At 65.1% G+C, this 20,754-nt stretch carries 17 protein-coding genes; 5 read left to right on the top strand and 12 right to left on the bottom strand.

Features of this window, described 5'->3' with window-relative positions; translation table 11 throughout:
• Positions 1 to 105: 105 nt before the first annotated feature.
• From V9K84_RS16675 to arcD (V9K84_RS16655), 5 genes are all read right to left on the bottom strand, one after another.
• Positions 106 to 465, bottom strand: a complete 360-nt coding sequence (locus tag V9K84_RS16675; RefSeq protein WP_043862426.1) for a DUF5064 family protein — start codon at positions 463 to 465, stop codon at positions 106 to 108.
• Between the two features lie 54 nt (positions 466 to 519).
• Positions 520 to 1,449 carry a carbamate kinase gene (gene arcC, locus V9K84_RS16670; RefSeq protein ID WP_043862425.1) on the bottom strand — a complete coding sequence of 310 codons (930 nt, stop codon included), beginning with the start codon at positions 1,447 to 1,449 and terminating at the stop codon, positions 520 to 522.
• Positions 1,450 to 1,501: 52 nt separating this feature from the next.
• Entirely contained in the window at positions 1,502 to 2,512 is a 1,011-nt protein-coding gene (locus tag V9K84_RS16665; protein WP_088514587.1) for an ornithine carbamoyltransferase, read from the bottom strand.
• Positions 2,513 to 2,594: 82 nt separating this feature from the next.
• A complete protein-coding gene (gene arcA / locus V9K84_RS16660) occupies positions 2,595 to 3,851 on the bottom strand; it encodes an arginine deiminase (protein ID WP_043862423.1) in 1,257 nt (418 codons plus the stop codon).
• 33 nt (positions 3,852 to 3,884) lie between these two features.
• Positions 3,885 to 5,312: an arginine-ornithine antiporter gene (gene arcD, locus V9K84_RS16655; protein ID WP_054915088.1), complete on the bottom strand. Its 1,428-nt coding sequence runs from the start codon at positions 5,310 to 5,312 to the stop codon at positions 3,885 to 3,887.
• Between the two features lie 441 nt (positions 5,313 to 5,753).
• Between arcD (V9K84_RS16655) and arcD (V9K84_RS16650) the strand changes: the two genes are divergently transcribed.
• Positions 5,754 to 7,181 carry an arginine-ornithine antiporter gene (gene arcD / locus V9K84_RS16650; RefSeq protein ID WP_054915087.1) on the top strand — a complete coding sequence of 476 codons (1,428 nt, stop codon included), beginning with the start codon at positions 5,754 to 5,756 and terminating at the stop codon, positions 7,179 to 7,181.
• Between the two features lie 94 nt (positions 7,182 to 7,275).
• Here the strand turns inward: arcD (V9K84_RS16650) and V9K84_RS16645 are convergent, their stop codons facing one another.
• The 7 genes from V9K84_RS16645 to gap all read right to left on the bottom strand — a co-directional run bounded on the left by V9K84_RS16645 (position 7,276) and on the right by gap (position 15,313).
• Entirely contained in the window at positions 7,276 to 8,634 is a 1,359-nt protein-coding gene (locus V9K84_RS16645; RefSeq protein ID WP_088514586.1) for a CoA transferase, read from the bottom strand.
• A 35-nt stretch (positions 8,635 to 8,669) separates the two neighbouring features.
• Positions 8,670 to 9,083, bottom strand: coding sequence for a YbaN family protein (locus V9K84_RS16640; RefSeq protein ID WP_043860378.1), 414 nt, complete (start codon positions 9,081 to 9,083; stop codon positions 8,670 to 8,672).
• A gap of 62 nt (positions 9,084 to 9,145) precedes the next feature.
• On the bottom strand, positions 9,146 to 9,754 hold the full coding sequence (locus V9K84_RS16635) for a biliverdin-producing heme oxygenase (RefSeq protein ID WP_088514585.1): 609 nt from the start codon (positions 9,752 to 9,754) through the stop codon (positions 9,146 to 9,148).
• A gap of 141 nt (positions 9,755 to 9,895) precedes the next feature.
• Entirely contained in the window at positions 9,896 to 12,490 is a 2,595-nt protein-coding gene (locus V9K84_RS16630) for a TonB-dependent receptor (protein WP_088514584.1), read from the bottom strand.
• A gap of 119 nt (positions 12,491 to 12,609) precedes the next feature.
• The gene (locus V9K84_RS16625; RefSeq protein ID WP_043860381.1) at positions 12,610 to 13,569 is read right to left on the bottom strand and encodes a FecR domain-containing protein; all 960 of its coding nucleotides are present in this window, start codon (positions 13,567 to 13,569) and stop codon (positions 12,610 to 12,612) included.
• 67 nt (positions 13,570 to 13,636) lie between these two features.
• On the bottom strand, positions 13,637 to 14,155 hold the full coding sequence (locus tag V9K84_RS16620) for a sigma-70 family RNA polymerase sigma factor (protein ID WP_043860382.1): 519 nt from the start codon (positions 14,153 to 14,155) through the stop codon (positions 13,637 to 13,639).
• 156 nt (positions 14,156 to 14,311) lie between these two features.
• Positions 14,312 to 15,313 carry a type I glyceraldehyde-3-phosphate dehydrogenase gene (gene gap / locus V9K84_RS16615; RefSeq protein WP_088514583.1) on the bottom strand — a complete coding sequence of 334 codons (1,002 nt, stop codon included), beginning with the start codon at positions 15,311 to 15,313 and terminating at the stop codon, positions 14,312 to 14,314.
• A 252-nt stretch (positions 15,314 to 15,565) separates the two neighbouring features.
• On the opposite strand from gap, the gene edd reads away from it, so the two are divergent.
• The 4 genes from edd to V9K84_RS16595 all read left to right on the top strand — a co-directional run bounded on the left by edd (position 15,566) and on the right by V9K84_RS16595 (position 20,660).
• Entirely contained in the window at positions 15,566 to 17,392 is a 1,827-nt protein-coding gene (gene edd / locus V9K84_RS16610; RefSeq protein WP_043860384.1) for a phosphogluconate dehydratase, read from the top strand.
• Complete coding sequence (locus V9K84_RS16605) at positions 17,389 to 18,354, top strand: glucokinase (protein ID WP_088514582.1); 966 nt, start codon at positions 17,389 to 17,391, stop codon at positions 18,352 to 18,354. The genes edd and V9K84_RS16605 overlap by 4 nt, the downstream gene beginning before the upstream one ends.
• A gap of 88 nt (positions 18,355 to 18,442) precedes the next feature.
• Positions 18,443 to 19,198, top strand: coding sequence for a response regulator transcription factor (locus V9K84_RS16600; RefSeq protein WP_054915080.1), 756 nt, complete (start codon positions 18,443 to 18,445; stop codon positions 19,196 to 19,198).
• A gap of 43 nt (positions 19,199 to 19,241) precedes the next feature.
• Positions 19,242 to 20,660, top strand: a complete 1,419-nt coding sequence (locus V9K84_RS16595; protein WP_088514598.1) for an ATP-binding protein — start codon at positions 19,242 to 19,244, stop codon at positions 20,658 to 20,660.
• Positions 20,661 to 20,754 lie beyond the last annotated feature (94 nt).

The following is a 20,754-nucleotide window of genomic DNA, read 5'->3' as shown; positions in this document are numbered from 1 at the left end:
CGCTGCTGCATGCCGCGTGCTGTAGGAGCCGGCCTTGCCGGCGAAGGGGTGGTACTGACCCGAAGGCTTCGCCGGCAAGGCCGGCTCCTACACAAGCGTGGTGAGCTAGCCCAGGTGCTCGGGCTTGACCGGGTCGCCCGATTTCACATCGAGCTGTGCGCGCACATCCTCGAACATCATGTCGTAGATCTTGTGCAGCGAGCTGATGCTGGCGGTTTTGGGCATGCCGTACTTCTGCGCGATGATCGAGGCCTGCCGCGCGAAGTCGAAGGCCTGGTCCTTGGGCATGAAGAAGGTTTCGTCCATCGGCTTGTCCTCGATGGTGCCATGCATGCGAAAACTCATGCCTTTGCCTTCCTTGGGATCCTGCTCAACCTTGTAGTCGATGCACAGGTTGTAGCTGTAATCGGCCTTGTTCAGCGCATGGCGCTCGATGTGCAGATGACCGGGTTCGAATATGGCCATGGCGGCTCCTCTGGAAGGTTGAAACGGGCGGACCTGCAGATCCGCCCAACTGCATCAACGGTAGTCGATACCCGGCTTGGACGTACTCACCCGAGTGCCGGCAGTGCCCTTGACGATGTCTTCGATATCGGCCAGCGAGCCGATAACCGCTACTTTGCCGGTGTGCCGGGCAAAGTCGCAAGCGGCCTGCACCTTCGGCCCCATGGAGCCTGCAGCAAAGCCCAGGCGCTCCAGTTCGTCCGGGTGGGCCTGAGCGATGGCTTTCTGGGTCGGCTTGTTGAAGTCGACATACGCCGCGTTCACGTCCGTGGCAATCACCAGCAGGTCGGCGTCCAGCTGTTCGGCCAGCAGCGACGAGCACAGGTCTTTGTCGATCACCGCCTCGATGCCCTGCAGCTTGCCGTTCTCACCATACATGGTGGGGATGCCGCCACCCCCGGCACAGATCACGATACTGCTCTTTTCCAGCAGCCACTTGATCGGGCGGATCTCGAAGATGCGCTTGGGTTTGGGGCTGGCCACCACGCGGCGGAACTTGTCGCCGTCGGCCTTGACCACCCAGCCTTTTTCCTTGGCCAGGCGCTCGGCTTCTTCCTTGCCGTAGACCGGGCCGATGAACTTGGTCGGGTCCTTGAAGGCAGGGTCGTTGGCGTCCACTTCCACCTGGGTCAGCAGGGTGGCGAAGGGCACCTCGAAGTCCAGCAGGTTGCCCAGCTCCTGTTCGATGATGTAGCCGATCATGCCTTCGGTTTCGGCACCGAGCACGTCCAGCGGGTAGGCTTCGTCGGGTTTGTAGGATTGCGCCTGCAGCGACAGCAGGCCGACCTGCGGGCCGTTGCCGTGGGCGATGACCAGTTCGTTGCCGGGGTGGATCTTGGCGATCTGTTCGGCGGCGATACGGATGTTGGCGCGCTGATTGTCGGCGGTAAGGGGCTCGCCGCGGCGCAGCAGGGCGTTGCCGCCCAATGCAACAACGATACGCATGATGATGTCCTTTCTAGGGTGCAGGAGCCGGCAGCGCCGGCTCCCGGCGGGGTTACAGGTCGGCCAGGGTCGACACCAGGATCGCCTTGATCGTGTGCATGCGGTTTTCCGCCTGCTCGAAGGCGATGCAGGCCGGCGACTCGAACACGTCATCGGTCACTTCGATGCCGTTGGCCAGGTGCGGGTACTGCTCGGCGATCTGCTTGCCGACCTTGGTGTCGGAGTTATGGAACGCCGGCAGGCAGTGCATGAACTTGGTGCGTGGGTTGCCGGTGGCCTTCATCAGCTCGGCGTTGACCTGGTATGGCAGCAGTTGCTTGATGCGTTCGCCCCAGGCTTCGACCGGCTCGCCCATCGATACCCACACGTCGGTGTGGATGAAGTCCACGCCCTTGACCGCAGCTTTCGGGTCTTCGGTGAGGGTGATGAGGGCACCGCTTTCCTCAGCGTACTGTTTGCAGCGTGCCACCAGGTCGTCATGCGGCCACAGGGCCTTGGGCGCACAGATACGCACGTCCATGCCCAGCTTGGAGCCGACCAGCAGCAGCGAGTTGCCCATGTTGTTGCGCGCATCGCCCAGGTAGGCGTAGCTGATGTCGTGGATCGGCTTGTCGGCATGCTCGCGCATGGTCAGCACGTCGGCGATCATCTGGGTGGGGTGGTATTCGTCGGTGAGGCCGTTGAACACCGGTACGCCGGCGAACTTGGCCAGTTCCTCGACCACTTCCTGCTTGAAGCCACGGTACTCGATGGCATCGTACATGCGCCCGAGCACGCGGGCGGTGTCCTTCATGCTCTCCTTGTGGCCGATCTGCGAGGAGTTGGGGTCGATGTAGGTGACGTTGGCGCCCTGGTCATAGGCGGCCACTTCGAAGGCGCAACGGGTGCGGGTCGAGGTCTTCTCGAAAATCAGCGCAATGTTGTTGCCCTTGAGGTGCTGCTGCTCGGTGCCGGTGTACTTGGCACGCTTGAGGTCACGGGACAGGTCCAGCAGGTAGCGCAGCTCGCGCGGGGTGTGGTGTTCCAGGCTCAGCAGGCTGCGGTTGTGGATGTTGAACGCCATGATGTTGCTCCTGTTCTTTTAGAACGCAAAGGGCTGATCGGCCCGGCCGGCGCCTTGTGGGCACGGCCGGACGATGGTCGTTTTAGTAGTCGATTGGGTCGCGCACGATCGGGCAGGTCATGCAGTGGCCGCCCCCACGTCCGCGGCCCAGTTCGCCGGCACTGATGGTGATGACCTCGACACCGGCCTTGCGCAGCAGGGTGTTGGTGTAGGTGTTGCGGTCGTAGCCGATGACCACGCCCGGCTCCACGGCCACCACGTTGTTGCCGTCGTCCCACTGCTCGCGTTCGGCGGCGAAGCTGTTGCCACCGGTTTCAACCACGCGCAGCTTGGGCAGCTTGAGGGCCTTGGCCACCACATCGAGGAAGCTGGCTTCTTCGCGGCGGATGTCGATGCCGCCCTGCTTGCTTTCGTCGGGTTGCAGGGTGAAGGCGACGATCTGGTTCACCACTTCGGGGAAGATCGTGACCAGGTCGCGGTCGCAGAAGCTGAACACGGTGTCCAGGTGCATCGCAGCGCGGGACTTCGGCAGCCCGGCCACGATCACGCGTTCCACGGCCTTGTTCTTGAACAGGTTCAGCGCCAGTTGGCCGATGGCCTGACGCGACGTGCGTTCGCCCATGCCGATCAGTACCACGCCGTTGCCGATAGGCATCACGTCGCCGCCTTCGAGGGTGGAGTTGCCGTGGTCCTTGTCCGGGTCGCCGTACCAGATCTCGAAATCGGCATTGGTGAACTGCGGGTGGAACTTGTAGATGGCGGTGGTCAGCAGGGTCTCCTGGCGACGCGCCGGCCAGTACATCGGGTTCAGCGTCACGCCGCCGTAGATCCAGCAGGTGGTGTCGCGGGTGAACTGGGTGTTGGGCAGCGGCGGCAGGATGAAGCTGGAGTGGCCCAGGAAGTCGCGGAACATCTGGATGGTCTTGCCACCGAAGCTGTCGGGCAGGTCATCGGCCGAGACGCCGCCGATCAGGTACTCGGCGATGTGTCGCGGCTCCAGGCTGCGCAGCCAGGATTTCACTTCGTTGATCAGGCCCAGGCCCACCGAGTCGGCGGTGACCTTGCGCTCCAGAATCCAGTCCAGTGCTTCGGGCATCGCGACGATGTCGGTCAGCAGGTTGTGCATTTCCAGCACTTCGATGCCGCGCTCGCGCATCTTGGTCACGAAGTCGAAGTGGTCGCGCTTGGCCTGGGCGACCCAGAGTACGTCGTCGAACAGCAGTTCGTCGCAGTTGTTCGGGGTCAGGCGCTGGTGAGCCAGGCCTGGGGAGCAAACCATCACTTTGCGCAGTTTGCCGGCTTCGGAATGTACGCCGTACTTAGCTTTTTCCGTGGACATGGTTCATTTCCTCCAAGTTGCGAATACGGGGGGTTACAGAGTCAGGAAGCCGTCGTACAGGCCATAGGCCGCCACCAGGGCGCCAATGACTACGGCGGCGAAGATCAGCTTCTCCACGTTGGTAAAGATCGGTTGGCCCACCTCGCGCTTGGCCTTGGCGAACAGCACCACGCCAGGGGCATACAGCAGGGCCGAGAGCAGCAGGTACTTGACGCCACCGGCGTACAGCAGCCAGATGGCATAGAGCAGTGCGATACCGCCGATGATCAGGTCTTTCTTGCGTTCGGCCAGGGCCTGTTCATAGGTTTCGCTGCGCAGTGCCAGCAGGAACGCATAGGCCGCCGACCACAGGTAGGGCACCAGGATCATCGAGGTGGCGAGGTAGATCAGCGACAGGTAGGTACTGGCCGAGAACAGCGTGATGACCAGGAAGATCTGCACCATGGCGTTGGTCAGCCACAGGGCGTTGGCCGGCACGTGGTTGGCGTTCTCGCGGCGCAGGAACTCCGGCATGGTGTGGTCCTTGGCTGCGGCGAACATGATCTCGGCGCACAGCAGTACCCACGACAGCAGGGCCCCCAGCAGCGAGACGATCAGGCCGACGCTGATCAGCACCGCGCCCCAGTGACCGACCACGTGCTCGAGCACGGCGGCCATCGACGGGTTCTGCAGCTTGGCCAGTTCCGGTTGGGTCATGATGCCCAGCGACAGCACGTTCACCAGTACCAGGAACAGCAGCACGGTGATGAAGCCGATCACGGTGGCCTTGCCCACGTCGGAGCGTTTTTCGGCGCGGGCCGAGAAGATGCTGGCGCCCTCGATGCCGATGAACACCCACACGGTGACCAGCATCATGTTGCGCACCTGGTTCATCACGCTGCCCAGGTCCGGGTTCATCGTGCCCCAGATGTCGGCGGTGAAGATGTCCAGCTTGAACGCGAACAGGGCAATCAGGATGAACAGCGCCAGTGGCACGACCTTGGCCACGGTGGTGACCAGGTTGATGAACGCTGCTTCCTTGATGCCGCGCAGCACCAGAAAGTGCACTGCCCACAGCAGGATCGAGGCACCGATGATCGCCGCCGGGGTGTTGCCTTCGCCGAAGATCGGGAAGAAGTAGCCCAAGGTGCTGAACAGCAGCACGAAGTAGCCCACGTTGCCCAGCCAGGCACTGATCCAGTAGCCCCAGGCGGACGAAAAGCCCATGTAGTCGCCAAAGCCGGCCTTGGCGTAGGCGTATACGCCGCCGTCCAGGTCAGGTTTGCGATTGGCCAGGGTCTGGAACACGAAGGCCAGGGTCAGCATGCCGATGGCGGTGATGCCCCAGCCGATCAGCACGGCGCCGACATCGGCGCTGGCGGCCATGTTCTGCGGCAGCGAGAAGATGCCGCCGCCGATCATGGAACCCACTACAAGTGCGACTAACGCACCCAGTCGTAGTTTTCCGGGAGTGTCTGACATTGGATAACTCCATTCCAGGAGAAGAGAGATGCCAGAATAAATCCAGCAAGCGTGACGAGAGCTGATTCAGGTCAGTTCATTGATACATTCCATTGTTGCTGAAGGACTTGAAGCGCTGCAGCCGGCGCTTCGCCGACACCCCGCAAGCCTTGTGCAATGGCACCTCCAGCCTTTTTCTAGAGCATTCGCTCTGAATGGCTGCGAGATTTGAAGCTAGTCGCTTTTACGGGTTTAGCAAATTTTTGACGAGAAAAGATCTTGTTTGCTTGATGAAGTAGATGGGGTACGCAAAACTCACTGTTTAGTTCGCCTCGGCATAGACGTACTAGTTATGAAGGTTATAGTTTTGAAGACAATCCACTATAAACGTCAGGGCTGTGCTTATATTTAGGCCTAGTGTGTAACAGCACCATGACAACGCGGGACGAAAAGGGGAACTGCATGTCCGAACCAGGACAGAAACTGCGCTTGGGTGCGCTCGTCGCGCTGGTGGTGGGCTCGATGATCGGTGGCGGTATCTTCTCGCTGCCGCAGAACATGGCCGCGCGGGCCGATGTCGGCGCCGTGCTGATCGGCTGGGGTATCACCGCCGTGGGCATGCTGGCGCTGGCGTTCGTGTTCCAGACCCTGGCCAACCGCAAGCCCGAGCTCGATTCGGGTGTATATGCCTATGCCAAGGCCGGGTTTGGCGAGTACATGGGCTTTTCGTCGGCCTGGGGCTACTGGATCAGTGCCTGGCTGGGCAACGTGGGCTACTTCGTGCTGCTGTTCAGCACCTTGGGCTTCTACTTTCCGGTGTTCGGGGAGGGCAACACGCCGATCGCCATCGCCTGCGCTTCGCTACTGCTGTGGGCGGTGCACTTTCTGGTACTGCGCGGCATCAAGGAGGCGGCGTTCATCAACCTGGTGACCACCGTGGCCAAGGTGGTGCCGCTGGTGATGTTCATCGTGATCGCGGCGGTGGCGTTTCGCGCCGATATCTTCACCCGCGACATCTGGGGGCTGAGCAACCCCAAGTTCGGCGGGGTGCTGGACCAGGTGCGCAACATGATGCTGGTGACCGTGTTCGTGTTCATCGGCATCGAGGGCGCCAGCGTGTATTCGGCCCGTGCCGAAAGGCGTTCGGACGTGGGCAAGGCCACGGTGATCGGCTTTCTCGGGGTGCTGGCGCTGCTGGTGCTGGTCAACGTGCTGTCGCTGGGGGTGATGACCCAGCCGGAGCTTGCCGGCTTGCAGAACCCGTCGCTGGCCTCGGTGATGGAGCATATCGTCGGGCCCTGGGGCGGGCTGCTGATCAGCCTGGGGCTGGCGGTGTCGCTGCTGGGGGCGCTGCTGTCGTGGGCGTTGCTGTGTGCCGAGATCCTGTTCGCCACCGCCCGCGACAAGACCATGCCGCGGTTTCTGACCCGCGAGAATGCCAACCATGTGCCGGTCAATGCGCTGTGGATGACCAACTGCATGATCCAGCTGTTCCTGCTGATCACGCTGTTCTCGGCGGGCACCTACACCAGCCTGATCTACCTGGCGTCATCGATGATCCTGGTGCCGTACCTGTGGTCGGCGGCCTATGCGTTTCTGCTGGCACTGCGCGGGGAAACCTATGAGCGCCACCCCGGGGCGCGGCGCAAGGACCTGCTGGTGGCCGGGGTGGCGCTGGTGTATGCGATCTGGCTGCTTTACGCCGGGGGGCTGAAGTACCTGCTGCTGTCGGCGCTGCTGTACGCGCCGGGGGTGATCCTGTTCTACCGCGCCAAGCACGAGCAGGGGCAGCCGCTGTTCACCGGGTGGGAGAAACTGATTTTCGCGGCGGTGCTGGTGGGGGCGGGGGTGGCGGCGTATGCGTTGTATGCGGGGTGGTTGACGCTTTAGAGCGGTGTCGAGGTGTTCGCCGGCAAGGCCGGCTCCTACAGGTTGGTGCGACCTTCTGTAGGAGCCGGCCTTGCCGGCGAAGAGCCTCTGGCGGTCACCAGCGAGGCTCGGCCGACCCCAGCTCGCAAGCCCCCCGCGCCCATGCCAGCGGCGCGCCTTGCACCTGCAACGGCGCCTGCAGGCGCCTGGCCGGCCCCCACGGCGTCTGCTCCACGACCGGGGCCAGGTCTGCCTCGGTTTCGCCGGCCAACGGCAAGTCCTCGATCACCGTGCCCTGGTCCACCAGCAGCTTGGCCGTGCGCGCCAGCGACAGACGCGCCGAGCCGCCACAGCCGCTGCGCAGCCGCTCATCCAGTGCACGGATCGCGGCAGCCGCCATCAGGTAGCCGGTGGCATGGTCCAGGGCCTGCACCGGCAACGGCACCGGCCGCTCGCCCTGACGCCAGCGCATGCCCTCGCGAGCGATCCCGCTGCTCATCTGCACCAGGCTGTCGAAGCCGCGACGATGCTGCCACGGGCCGCTCCAGCCATAGGCATTGAGGCTGACATCGATCAGCCCGGGGTTGAGCCTGCGCCGTTGTTCGGCGCCATAGCCGAGGCGCTCCAGCGCGTCGGCGCGGTAGCCGTGCAGGAGGATATCGGCACCTGCCAGCAGGCCTTCGAACACCGCGCGGTCCTCTGCAGCATGCAGGTCCAGGCGCGCGCAGCGCTTGCCCAAGGTCACCTCGGCCACCACCGAGGGCTCCTCCCAGCCCGGCGGATCGATGCGCAACACGTCGGCACCGAACCCCGCCAGCAGGCGGCTGGCAACGGGCCCGGCAAGAATGCGCGTCAGGTCCAGCACGCGTACCCCCTTGAGCGGCTGCGCCGCAGTGCCGGTCCAGCCCTTGAGTACGCCAGCCGGCCCAGCCTTGCGATCGATCAGCGGCTCGGCATTGACCGCCATGCCCTGCGGGTGCGCCGACCATTGCTGCCAGCTGCGCATCTGCGCGGCACATCCGCCCGCAGCCACCACGGCAGTTTCCAGCGCCTCTGCCTCCCACTCGGCAACCCGCCGGGCCATCTGATCGCGGTCGTGTACCGCTCCCAGCACCCGTTCGGCAGCGGCGCGGTGATGCGCGGCGTTGGTGTGCAGCCGGATCCAGCCATCGCGGGTCGGGTAATCGCCTGCCACGGCGTCCCACAGCGGCGGCAGGCTCCAGCCCTGGGGGCGAATGCTGGTGGCGAACCACAGGGAACTCAGACGTCGGTCCACCTGCACCCCGGGGCGCGTGCCGGTCTGGCCGGCGAGCAGGTCGGCAATGGCCAGGCCCGTGGCGGCAATGCTGGCACTGGCCAGTTCGGTGACTTCGAAGGTCGATGGCAGGGCTCCTGCAGTGTGCAGGTGCAGGTGCTCAAGCGCATCCTGGGCAAGCCCCAGGGCGCTGACGATGCTGTTGAGAACATGACTCATGGTTGGCCCTCCCGTTGGTGGGCCATTGCAGACCATCAGGGCTGATTGGTCAAATGCGGGGCGGCAGGCACGCGCTCGGGGCGCGACCAGATCCACAGGTTGCCCAGGGCCATGCCGCCGATGGCGAGCCCTACCGGCCAGCGTAGGCCGATGAACACCAGCATCAGGCCGGCGCACAGCAGCATGCTGAGCGTGGCGCTGACCTTGGCCCGGCGCTGAATCACCTTGCCGTTGCGCCAGTTGTGCAGGATCGGCCCGAACAACCGGTGGTTTTCCAACCAGGCGCTCAGGCGCGGCGAGCTGCGCGTGGCAGCCCAGGCCGCGAGCAGGATGAACTCGGTGGTCGGCAGGCCGGGGATCACGATGGCCACCAGGCCGATGCCCAGGCTTACATAGGCAAGCAGGCCGAACAGCACGCGGGACAGCTTGGAGGTGGATGGGCGGGTCATGGGGTCCATTGACTGCACAGGTGAGGGCCGGCTGCCAACGCGGCTGGCCGGCCCGGCACGCATCAGGCCAGCTCGGCCTTGGGCGCGGTGGCGTAGGCGTGTTTGAGCAACTCGGTAAAACGTTCGAACGCAGCCACGGCGCCTTGTTCAGCGGCCGCTTCTTCTTCGGCGTTGAGCTCCAGACCGTCGAGGATGCGGGTGAACTGCTTCCAGCCCTCGGCGCGACCACCGGCCGGCTCGCCCAGGTGACGGGCACCGAAGCTGTCCGACAGGCCCAGGCCGACGGCGCGCTTGATCAGGAACGCGGCGCCGAGTTTGGAGCCTTCGGAGACGAATATCCAGCCCATGGCGGCGCCCAGGCTCGGGTTGTGTACGGCGCCGGGGAAGGCGGCCGGTACTGCGGTGTCGAGGTCGGCGAGGTCGAGGCGGGCCTGTTCGGCGCGGCAGCGCTCGGCCAGGTCGGGCACGATGGCGATCAGTTGCGGGTCGTTGTACAGCGCCTGGAGTTCGGACTGGAACAGGTATTGGGCGACCACGAAACGGGCGAAGCTTTCGCGGGTGTCGAAGGGGGCATGGGACTTGACCAGCGCATCGAGCTCGCTGTGCGGCGCATGGGTGAGCTGGTTGAGGCGCTGCGAGCGCAGGGCAGGGCGTTCGGCGGTTGCGGTCATGGGGCATCCTTGGGAAATGGTGAGCGGGTGACTAGACGTTAGTAACTAGACGAATGAGGGGCGTGGAAATAGTAAAAAAGGTTGCGGGCCATTCGCCGGCAGGCCAGCTCCCTGTGGGAGCCGGCCTTGCCGGCGTAGCGTCTAGATATCCCACACCAGGTTGATGGCGAAGTTGCGCCCCGGCATGGTCAGGCGGTCCATGTTGGCCGGCTGGGTCACCGATGCCTCGCCGACACCGTCGTAGGCACGAACGTCATCCCACTGCCAGTATTTCTTGTCGGCCAGGTTGTAGATGCCTGCGTTGATCGTCACGTCGTTGCTCACCTTGTAGAAGCCGCTCAGGTCCAGAATGCCGTAGCCGGGGGTACGGAAGTGGCTGCTGGCACCATCGGGCGCCTTGAACTGGTTGTCGTCGACACGGGTCTTGCGCTTGACCAGTGTCCAGCTCAGCAGGCCGCCGTAACTTTCCTGCTCGTAGCCCAGGCCAACCACGCCGGTCAGCGGGTTGATGCTGTTGAGCGGCTCGCCGGTGTCGTTGTTGCGCCCGTAGGTGTAGGCCACCGAGCCCTGGGTGTACAGGCCCTGCGGTGCACCGAAGTGGTCCAGGTTCAGGCGGCCCTTGAATTCGGCGCCCTTGATGGTGGCGTGCTTGATGTTCTCGGCACGGAAGTCCATCGCGTCCTTGCCGTTGACCAGGGCGTCTTCGTTGATGAAGTCGCGGTACTTGTTGTAGAACACCGCGACGGCGAAGTTGCCCGCGTCGAAGTTGCCGCGCAGGCCGGTCTCGTAGCCCTTGCTCTTCTCCGGCTCCAGGTCGGGGTTGGGCTCGACCACGTAGTTGCCGGCCAGGTTCTCGAAGCGCCCGTACAGTGCCTTGGCCGTCGGGGTGCGGAAGCCCTCGGCGTACTGGCCGTACCAGGTGTAGTTGTCGTTGAAGGCATAGGTCACGCCGAACTTGGGCGACACGCGGTGCCAGTTCTTCTGCTTGTCGTTGACGGTGGTGGTCGGCCCGGTAGGCAGGGTGGCCAGGAACTCGTCGGTCAGGTGCGGCTTGAGCTGGGTGTAGTCATAGCGCGCACCCGGCAGGAAGGTCCAGTCGTTCCAGCGGATCTCGTCCTGCGCGAACAGGCTGTAGGTATTGATGGTCGGGTCCGGGAAGTCGCTGACCTTGACCTGGGCGTCGCGCGGGCTGGCATCGCCGATGGCGCCGCAAGTGCCCCCGGCATTCAGGCAGGTGGCGGTGCCGCTGCGCGACCCGGTGACCTTCTGCTGCTTGAGTGTGGTGCCGTAGGTCAGCAGGTGCTCGGTGCTGCCCAGGGTGAAGGCCTTGTCGAACTGGGCGTCGAGTATCCATTGGCGGTCCTGGTAGAGCGTCTTGCGATCGCGCGCCACTTCGCGCCCACCGGCCACATACAGCTCGTCAGTGCGCTGATCGGTCTTGCCGACCTGATAGTTCAGGCTCCACTTCATGTTGTCGGCCAGCAGGCTGTCCAGGGCAAGCTCATGGTTGAGGCCGAAACGCTCGCGGCTGACGGTGTCGTTGCCGCTGCGTGCGCGATAGGAATTCATCGCGGGAAAACCTGGAATGAACGGCCCGCCAACGGCGCTCAGCACGTTGGTATCGCGATCATCCTTGTAGCGCTCGTAGGTCAGGCCCAGCCGCGCGTCGTCGGCGTAGTTCCAGCCCAGCTTGGCCAGCACGTTGGTGGTGCGCGCATCCTGCGGGTTGGCCTCGGTGCGCGCCAGGCCATCGCCGCTGTGGCTGCCGTAGGACTCGGTCTCGTGGCCGTTGCGCTGGCTCAGGTGCAGCAGGCCGTCGAAGTCGCCCTCGCGCCCGGCCACGGTGGCCGAGGTCAGCCAGCTCTCGTCGGCCGAGCTGTAGCCGGCCTTGAGGCGTGCGCCCACGTCCTTGCCCGGCTTGATGATGTCGTCCGGGTCGAGGGTGAAGTAGCTGACCGCGCCGCCGATGGCGTTGCTGCCGTACAGCACCGAGGCCGGGCCGCGCAGGATCTCCACGCGCTTGACGATCTCGGGGTCGACGTAGTTGCGCTGGGTCTGGGCGTAGGGGCCGTAGAAGTAGCTGTCGGGGATCGACACGCCATCGATCTGGGTCAGTACGCGCTCGCCATCGATGCCGCGGATGTTGTAGCCGTTGAGGCCGCTGCGCTGGCCGACGCCGCTGACCGAGACGCCTGGCTCGTAGCGCACCAGGTCCTTGATGGTGTTGACGTTGCTGCGGTCCAGCTGCTCGCGGGTCTGCACGCTCACCGTGCTTGGCACCTGGTTCACGTCCTGCGCGGTACGGGTGGCGCTGACGGTCACCTGCTGCAGGGTGATGGCATTGGAGGCGGCGCGCTCGATCACCACATTGCCGGCACTGAGCTTGCGGTAGTTCAGCTGGGTGCCGGCGAGCATCTGGCGCAGGGCCTGCTCGGGCGGCATCGAGCCGCGCACGCCTGGCGAGGCGACACCTTCGGCCAGCTCGGCGGACAACCCCACCTGCCAGCCGGTGACGGCGGTAAACGCGTTGAGCGCCGACACCAGCGGCTGCTGGGCAATGGCGAAGCGGTAGTCACCCATGCGCGGGTTGGCTGCCTGGGCGGGCTCGGCGGCCAGCGCCGGCAGGCTGCAGACGCCGCCGGCCAGCATGGCCAGGGTCAGCAGCGACAGCGTGCAACGTTGCAGGCCCGCTGTGCGGGTGGAGACGGTAGACCGGCGAGTGAAACCTCTGGACATCGAAAGCGCTCCCTGTCGCGCGAATGTTATAGGTGCGGCCGATTCAAAAATAAGAATCAGTTGCATTGGCTATAACGAGACGTGTGACCACGGGGCATCGCGTAAAAAAAGATTCCGATTCAGTTCAGAATCACCAGCGCCGGGTACTCCTGCAGGCGTGCGGAGGTGATGTGGGCCAGCGAACGCACCGCTTCGAGGGGTTGGTCGAGGCGGTAGTTGCCGGTGACGGCGACGTTCTGCAGGCGCTCGCTGGTGCTGATGATCCAGCCCGGGTAGTAGCGCCCCAGCTCGGCCAGCACCTGGCTCAGGGGGCAGTTCTCGAACACCAGCCGGCCCTCGATCCAGGCCAGGTCCTTTTGCCCGTCCAGGCGCTCGCGCTGGCCGAAGCCATTGGGGCCGAGGCTGATGCTGTCGCCGGCCGACAGGCGGATGCGCTGGTCGCTGTTGCCCAGCAGGTCGACGTCGCCGCGCTGCACGCGCACCTGTGCCTGGCCGTCGAGGTAGCGTACGGCGAAATCGGTGTCGCGCACGCTGGCGCGCAACGGCCCGGCGCGCAGCTCGAAGGGCTGCTGCCCGCCGGGGACCTGGAAGTAGGCTTCGCCCTGGTACAGCCGGGCGATGCGCTGGCGGTCGTTGATGTTGCTGGAGAACGCCGAATTGGTATTGAGCAGTACCTTGGAGCCGTCCTGCAGTTCCAGGCGCTGGCGCTCGCCGACCACGGTCAGGTGATCGGCCTGCAGGCGCATGGGCAGGTTGCCGACCGTGAACACACCCACCAGCAGCACCGCGGCGGTGGCCAGTGGCTTCCAGTGCGGGCGCAGGCGGGCCAGGCGCGAGGGACGCTGGCGTTGCTGCAGCTGCAGCGCGGCGGCGCGCACGCTGTCGCCGTGCCACAGGGCTTCGGCCTGCACGTAGGCCGGGGCATTGGCCGGGTCGGCCTCGAGCCAGGCCTCGAAGGCCCGGGTGTCTTCGGGCGTGGCGCATTGCAGGCGTATCAGCCAGTCCAGCGCCTGGTCCATGGCGCTGTCGCAGGCAGCCGGGTCTGGCGGCGCAGGGCGGTCAGGGGCACTGTCGGTCACGGAGGGTCCTTGGCATGCTTGTGTATCAGGTAATGATCAAGTGTATCGGCATGTGAGGCAAGCAGGCTCAATCGCGATTGAGACGATCGGCTACGCCTACACAGATGGCCATGATCAGTTTCAGTTCCTTCTGAACCGTGCTGGCGGACACCTTCAGTTGTTCGGCGATTTCCAGATAGCTGGCGCCGTGCAATCGGCTGAGGATGAAGATGCGCTGCTGGCGGGCGCTGAGCTCGCCCAGCGAGGTGCTCAGGCGGCGCAGCAACTGCTCCGCGTGGGTGGCGTCCTCGGCGCTGCCGTGGCTGGCGGCCACGTTGTGCAGCACCGCCTCGGGCACATCGTCGAGCAGGGTGCGGGCTTGCACGCGGCGGGCGCGCAGGTGGTCCAGGGCGAGGTTGCGGGCGGTCTGGAACACGAAGGGTTCGAGGTGCTCGATGGGGCGTTCGCCCAGGGCGCGGGTGACGCGCAGGTAGGTTTCCTGAAGCAGGTCTTCGGCGGTGCTGGGGTTGTCGACCATGCGCTGCAGGGTGCGTAGCAGGGTGACCCGCTGGGCGAGGAAGACGGCGTTGAAGTGGGACTGACTCACAGCGATACCTGACCGGGATTTCAGCGAATGATAATGCTTATCATCAATGCTGTTGGTCAAGGGGGAAAAGCAGCGGCAAGCTTTTAGCGCCAGGCGGCAGGAGGAAAAGCAGGCTTGCCCCCTGCTTGCCTGCCGCCTGAAGCTTGCGGGTTGAGACTATTGCGCCTCCCATAGCGCCAGGCAGTTGTCCAGCATGCGGTTGGAAAAGCCCCATTCGTTGTCGTACCAGGCCATCACCTTGAGCATCTTGCCGGCAACCTTGGTGTGATTGGCGTCGAAGATCGACGAAAGCGGGTTGTGGTTGAAGTCGCACGACACCAGCGGCAGGGTGTTGTAACCGAGGATCTTCGAGTGCTGGCTGGCCTCTTTCATCAGTGCATTGACCTCTTCCACGCTGGCCTCGCGCGTCACGTTCAGGGTCAGGTCCACCAGCGAAACGTTGATCACCGGCACCCGCACCGCCATGCCGGTCAGCTTGCCGGCCAGTTCCGGCAACACCAGGCCCACGGCCTCGGCTGCGCCGGTCTTGCTCGGGATCATCGACTGGGTGGCCGCCCGCGCCCGGTACGGGTCGCTGTGGTACACGTCGGTCAGGCTCTGGTCGTTGGTGTAGGCATGGATGGTGGTCATCAGGCCCTGTTCGATGCCCAGTTCGCGGTGCAGTACCTGCGCCACCGGCGCCAGGCAGTTGGTGGTGCACGAGGCGCTGGAGATGATCTGGTGCGAGGGGCGCAGGATGTCGTGGTTGACCCCGTACACCACCGTCGCGTCCACGCCCTTGCCAGGGGCCGAGATGATGACTTTGCGTGCCCCGGCAGTAAGATGGGCCGCGGCCCGGGTGCGCTCGGTGAACAGGCCCGTGCATTCGAACACCACGTCCACATCCAGCGCCTGCCACGGCAGCTCGGCAGGGTTGCGAATCGCGCTGACGGCAATTCGGTCGCCGTTGACCGTGATGCTCTCGCCATCGCTGTGAACCTGTGCATCGAATGCCCCGTGCACGCTGTCGTACTTGAGCAGGTGCGCATTGATCGAGCTGTCGCCCAGGTCGTTAATGGCGACGACCTGCAGGTCCTGACGGTAGCCTTGGGTATACAGTGCGCGAAGAATGTTGCGGCCGATGCGGCCAAAACCATTGATTGCGATACGTAATGTCATGGAGCTACCTCTGGCAGACTGTCTGAGCCCCGGAAAGAGCTTGAATCTGATTTTGTTGTTGGAATTACAAGATTATTCGTAAAAAAATAGAAAACAAGCCTTTTTGCTGGCAGTATTTTGTTCAATCTACAACGAGTGACCGGCCAAGCCGTTACCCACCGACATTCGCGCCCCTGCCTTGAGCCTAGGTCGCAATCGTTTGTAAGGGAAACCGCCGCAGAGGTTGCTGCCCCTTAGCCTGGAGTCCAGTACATGCATCCGCGCATTCTTGAGGTCACCGAACGGCTGATCGCCCGTAGCCGTCCTACCCGCGAGCGCTACCTTCAGTTGATTCGCGGGGCGGCCAGCGACGGCCCGATGCGCGCCAAGCTGCAATGCGCCAACTTCGCCCATGGCGTGGCCGGCTGCGGCAGCGACGACAAGCACAGCCTGCGCATGATGAACGCGGCCAACGTCGCCATCGTCTCGGCCTACAACGACATGCTCTCGGCGCACCAGCCCTACGAGCACTTCCCCCAGCAGATCAAGCAGGCGCTGCGCGAAATCGGCTCGGTGGGCCAGTTTGCCGGCGGGGTGCCGGCCATGTGCGACGGTGTCACCCAGGGTGAGCCGGGTATGGAGCTGGGCATCGCCAGCCGTGAAGTGATCGCCATGTCCACCGCGATTGCGCTGTCGCACAACATGTTCGACGCGGCGCTGCTGCTGGGTATCTGTGACAAGATCGTGCCGGGCCTATTGATGGGGGCGCTGCGCTTTGGCCATCTGCCCCAGCTGTTCGTGCCGGGCGGGCCGATGCCCTCGGGTATCTCCAACAAGGAAAAGGCCGACGTGCGCCAGCGCTACGCCGAGGGCAAGGCCAGTCGCGAAGAGCTGCTGGAGTCGGAAATGAAGTCCTACCACAGCCCCGGTACCTGCACCTTCTACGGCACGGCCAATACCAACCAGTTGCTGATGGAAGTGATGGGCCTGCACCTGCCCGGTGCCTCGTTCGTCAACCCGTACACGCCGCTGCGCGATGCGCTCACCGTAGAGGCCGCGCAGCAGGTCACGCGCCTGACCAGGGCCAGTGGCAACTTCATGCCGCTGGGCGAGATCGTCGACGAGAAGTCGCTGGTCAACTCCATCGTCGCGCTGCACGCCACCGGCGGCTCCACCAACCATACTCTGCACATGCCGGCGATTGCCCAGGCGGCCGGCATCCAGCTGACCTGGCAGGACATGGCCGACCTGTCCGAGGTGGTGCCAACGCTGTCGCACGTGTACCCCAACGGCAAGGCCGACATCAACCACTTCCAGGCGGCGGGCGGCATGGCCTTCCTGATCCGCGAGCTGCTCGATGCCGGGTTGCTGCACGAGGACGTGAACACCGTGGCCGGCCCCGGCCTGCGCCGTTATACCCAGGAGCCGTTCCTGGACAACGGCAGGCTGGTATGGCGCGAAGGCCCCGAGGCCAGCCTTGACGAAAGCATCCTGCGTCCGGTGGCCAACCCGTTCTCCGCCGAGGGCGGCCTGCGGGTGATGCAAGGCAACCTTGGCCGTGGGGTGATGAAGGTGTCTGCGGTGGCGGCCGAGCACCAGGTGGTCGAAGCCCCGGCGCGGGTGTTCCACGATCAGCAGGAACTGGCCGATGCGTTCAAGGCCGGCGAGCTGGAGCGCGATTTCGTCGCCGTGGTGCGCTTCCAGGGCCCGCGCTGCAACGGCATGCCCGAACTGCACAAGATGACCCCGTTCCTGGGTGTGCTGCAGGACCGCGGCTTCAAGGTCGCGTTGGTGACTGACGGGCGCATGTCGGGGGCTTCGGGCAAGATTCCGGCGGCCATTCATGTGTGCCCGGAAGCGTTCGATGGCGGCCCGCTGGCGCGGGTGCGCGATGGCGACATCGTGCGCGTGGACGGCGTGGCCGGCACCTTGCAGGTGCGCGTCGAGCCGGCCGAACTGGCCGCTCGCGAGCTGCCGGCAGCGCCGCTGGGCAATGACCTGGGCTGCGGGCGCGAGCTGTTCGGCTTCCTGCGCGTGGCGCTGAGCTCGGCCGAGCAGGGCGCCAGCGCCTTCACCTCGGCCCTGGAGAACTTCAAATGAAGGTCGCACTGGTCGGTGACATAGGCGGCACCAATGCCCGCTTCGCGTTGTGGCGCGACAACGCGCTGCACGCGGTGCAGGTGTTCCCCACGGCTGACTACACCAGCCCCGAGCAGGCCATCGGCGTGTACCTGGCCGCGCAGGGCCTGGCCAAGGGCGAGGTGGCGGCGGTGTGCCTGGCGGTGGCCGGGCCGGTCAGCGGCGATGAATTTCGTTTCACCAACAGCCATTGGCGCCTGAGCCGCAAGGCATTCTGCGCCAACCTGCAGGTCGAGCACCTGCTGCTGATCAACGACTTCACCGCCATGGCGCTGGGCATGACCCGCCTGCAGCCGGATGAAGTGCGCAATGTGTGCGCCGGCACGCCGGACACCACCCGTCCGGCGGTGGTGATCGGGCCGGGTACCGGGCTGGGTGTCGGGACCTTGCTTGGCCTGGGCGAGCAGCGCTGGCTGGCGCTGCCGGGTGAGGGCGGGCATGTCGACCTGCCGGTGGGCAGTGCACGCGAGGCGGCGATTCGCCAGGCGATCGCGCTGGACACCGGCCACGTCAGCGCCGAAACCGTGCTCAGTGGCGGCGGGCTGCTGCGCCTGTACCACGCCATCTGTGCACTGGACGGGCATGCCCCCACGCTGGGCACGCCGGCCCAGATCACCGACGCGGCGTTGCACGACGACCCGGTGGCGCTGGAGGTGATCGAGCAGTTCTGCCGTTTTCTGGGGCGGGTGGCCGGCAACAATGTGCTGACCCTGGGCGGGCGTGGCGGGGTGTTCATCGTGGGCGGGGTGATTCCGCGCTTTGCCGAGCTGTTCCTGCGCAGCGGCTTTGCCGCGAGTTTTGCCGACAAGGGCTGCATGAGCGCCTACCTTGAAGGGGTGCCGGTGTGGCTGGTGACGGCGGAGTATTCCGGGTTGGAAGGGGCGGGAGTGGCGTTGCAGCAGGCACTGGCCCAGCACGCCTGAGTTGGAGTGACTGGCCGGTCCCTGTCGCGGGTCAAGCCCGCTCCCACCAGGTTCGATGCCGTACCTGTGGGAGCGGGCTTGACCCGCGATGGGGCCGCCAAGGAATGCACTGACAAGGACAACAACCGTGACCAAGTCGATTCTGCTGGTCGATGACGACCAGGACATCCGTGAACTGCTGCAGGCCTACCTGAGCAAATGCGGCTTCCAGGTGCAGGCCCAGGCCGATGGCCAGGGTTTTCGCCAGGCCCTGGACACACACGGCGCCGACCTGGTGATCCTCGACGTGATGCTGCCCGACGAAGACGGTTTCAGCCTGTGCCGCTGGGTGCGACAGCACCCGCGTCAGGCCCGTGTGCCGATCATCATGCTCACCGCCAGTTCCGACGAAACCGATCGCGTCATCGGCCTGGAACTGGGCGCCGACGATTACCTGGGCAAACCCTTCAGCCCCCGCGAGCTGCAAGCCCGCATCAAGGCCCTGCTGCGCCGCGCCGGCTTCATGCATGAACGCCCCGGCGGTGACGTGCTGACCTTCGACGAGTGGCGCCTGGATACGGTCAGCCACCGCCTGTTCCACCGCGACGGCGAAGAGGTGATCCTGTCTGGCGCCGATTTCGCCCTGCTCAAGCTGTTCCTCGACCACCCGCAACAGATCCTCGACCGCGACACCATCGGCAATGCCACCCGTGGTCGCGAGCCGATGCCGCTGGACCGTATCGTCGACATGGCGGTCAGCCGCCTGCGCCAGCGCCTGCGCGATACCGAAAAACCTCCGCGACTGATCCGCACCGTGCGCGGCAGCGGCTACCTGCTGGCGGCCAGTGTTGCGCCCGCGCACTGAGCGGCGCTGGCGCCTGCCGCTGCCACGCTCGCTGCTGGGGCGCATGCTGCTGCTGACCCTGCTGGTGGTGACGGCGGCCCAGGGGTTGTCCAGCGTGATCTGGGTGTCGCAGTTGCGTGCCAGCCAGCTCGAAGGGCTGCTGGCCAGCGCGCGCAGCCTGGCGCATTCGATGACCGCCAGTGTCAGTTACTTCCGTTCGCTGCCGCTGGCCTACCGGCCGCTGGTGCTGGACCAGCTGCGCAGCATGGGGGGCACGCGCTTCGTGGTGTCGCTCAACGACCGGCCGCTGGACATGCAGGTGCTGCCGGTGACCCCGCGCAAGCAGGCGGTGATCGAGGCGTTCGAGCAGGTACTGCACGAGCGCCTGGGTGAGCAGATGGAAATCTCGGTGGAGTTCGTCGGCCCCGAGCAACTGCGTCTGTTCAACAGCGGGCTCAAGCTCGATGAACTGCCGCGCTCCTGGGCGCACTACTCGCTGACCCTGGAGCCGGTCAACCCGCCGGTGCTGGTGACCCAGATCCGCCTGGGCGAGGGCGAATGGCTGTACATCGCCTCGCTGCTGCCCGAGCCCTACACCAGCCTCGAGGCCGAGGGCCTGCCGCGCCAGCAGGTGGGGTTCATCGCACTGACCAGTTTCTTTCTGCTGCTGTTCATCGGCCTGCTGGTGCATTGGCAGACCCGTCCGCTCAAGCGCCTGGCACGCGCGGCGCGGGAGCTGTCGCTGGGCGCCGACGCGCCGCCGGAGGTAGAGGGCGGCGGCAGCGAAGTGGTGGAGGTGGGGCGCGCCTTCAATGCCATGCGCGAACGCATCAGCCGCTACCTGACCGAGCGCAGCCAACTGTTCAGCGCGATCTCCCACGACCTGCGCACGCCGATCACGCGCCTGCGCCTGCGCGTCGAGCTGCTGGAGGATGAACAGCTGCAACACAAGTTCGGCCGTGACCTGGACGAGCTGGAGCTGCTGGTCAAGGGCGCGCTGCAGTGCGTGAAGGACACCGACATCCACGAGAACATCGAACCCATCGACCTCAACCAGGTGCTCGACTGCCTGGTGGAACCCTACCTGGCCAGTGCGCGCGTCACCGTGCAGGGCAGGGCGCTGGCGGCGTATCCGGGCAAGCCGCTGGCGCTCAAGCGCTGCATCGGCAACCTGATCGACAACGCGCTCAAGTACGGCGAGCGTGCGCACCTGCGCATCATCGACAGTGCCACCGGCTTCGTGCTGCAGGTGGACGACGAGGGCCCCGGCGTGCCGGAGCAGAGTCAGGAACAGGTGTTCGAGCCACATGTGCGCCTGGCCGGCCAGCAGCAGGGCTACGGGCTGGGGCTGGGCATCGCGCGCAACATCGCCCACAGCCACGGCGGCGAGGTGAGCCTGCGCAACCTGCGCGAAGGCGGCCTGCGGGTCACCCTGAGCCTGCCGCGCAGTGCGGGCCAGCGGGTGAATGTCACAGGTCGGTGACATTCGCGCATCCCTTCGTTACTTCTGCCGCCCCAGGGGGTGGCTAGACTTCGATTCACGCGCAAGCAGCATGACTTGCACCGGCATAACAACA

Origin of the sequence: Pseudomonas sp. AE27, from assembly GCF_037113495.1 — a bacterium.
GTDB lineage: Bacteria > Pseudomonadota > Gammaproteobacteria > Pseudomonadales > Pseudomonadaceae > Aquipseudomonas > Aquipseudomonas palmensis.
The sequence above is the reverse complement of the archived record's forward strand: the minus strand, read 5'-3'. Positions and strand labels throughout refer to the sequence as shown.

Excerpts from the sequence above, each read along its gene's own strand:
- V9K84_RS16630 (WP_088514584.1), bottom strand. The coding sequence starts at position 12,490 with ATGTCCAGAGGTTTCACTCGCCGGTCTACCGTCTCCACCCGCACAGCG.
- arcD (WP_054915088.1), bottom strand. The coding sequence starts at position 5,312 with ATGTCAGACACTCCCGGAAAACTACGACTGGGTGCGTTAGTCGCACTT.
- V9K84_RS16605 (WP_088514582.1), top strand. The coding sequence starts at position 17,389 with ATGAAGGTCGCACTGGTCGGTGACATAGGCGGCACCAATGCCCGCTTC.
- V9K84_RS16595 (WP_088514598.1), top strand. The coding sequence starts at position 19,242 with ATGCTGCTGCTGACCCTGCTGGTGGTGACGGCGGCCCAGGGGTTGTCC.
- arcC (WP_043862425.1), bottom strand. The coding sequence starts at position 1,449 with ATGCGTATCGTTGTTGCATTGGGCGGCAACGCCCTGCTGCGCCGCGGC.
- V9K84_RS16645 (WP_088514586.1), bottom strand. The coding sequence starts at position 8,634 with ATGAGTCATGTTCTCAACAGCATCGTCAGCGCCCTGGGGCTTGCCCAG.
- V9K84_RS16600 (WP_054915080.1), top strand. The coding sequence starts at position 18,443 with ATGGGGCCGCCAAGGAATGCACTGACAAGGACAACAACCGTGACCAAG.
- V9K84_RS16665 (WP_088514587.1), bottom strand. The coding sequence starts at position 2,512 with ATGGCGTTCAACATCCACAACCGCAGCCTGCTGAGCCTGGAACACCAC.
- edd (WP_043860384.1), top strand. The coding sequence starts at position 15,566 with ATGCATCCGCGCATTCTTGAGGTCACCGAACGGCTGATCGCCCGTAGC.
- gap (WP_088514583.1), bottom strand. The coding sequence starts at position 15,313 with ATGACATTACGTATCGCAATCAATGGTTTTGGCCGCATCGGCCGCAAC.
- V9K84_RS16635 (WP_088514585.1), bottom strand. The coding sequence starts at position 9,754 with ATGACCGCAACCGCCGAACGCCCTGCCCTGCGCTCGCAGCGCCTCAAC.
- arcA (WP_043862423.1), bottom strand. The coding sequence starts at position 3,851 with ATGTCCACGGAAAAAGCTAAGTACGGCGTACATTCCGAAGCCGGCAAA.
- V9K84_RS16640 (WP_043860378.1), bottom strand. The coding sequence starts at position 9,083 with ATGACCCGCCCATCCACCTCCAAGCTGTCCCGCGTGCTGTTCGGCCTG.
- V9K84_RS16675 (WP_043862426.1), bottom strand. The coding sequence starts at position 465 with ATGGCCATATTCGAACCCGGTCATCTGCACATCGAGCGCCATGCGCTG.
- arcD (WP_054915087.1), top strand. The coding sequence starts at position 5,754 with ATGTCCGAACCAGGACAGAAACTGCGCTTGGGTGCGCTCGTCGCGCTG.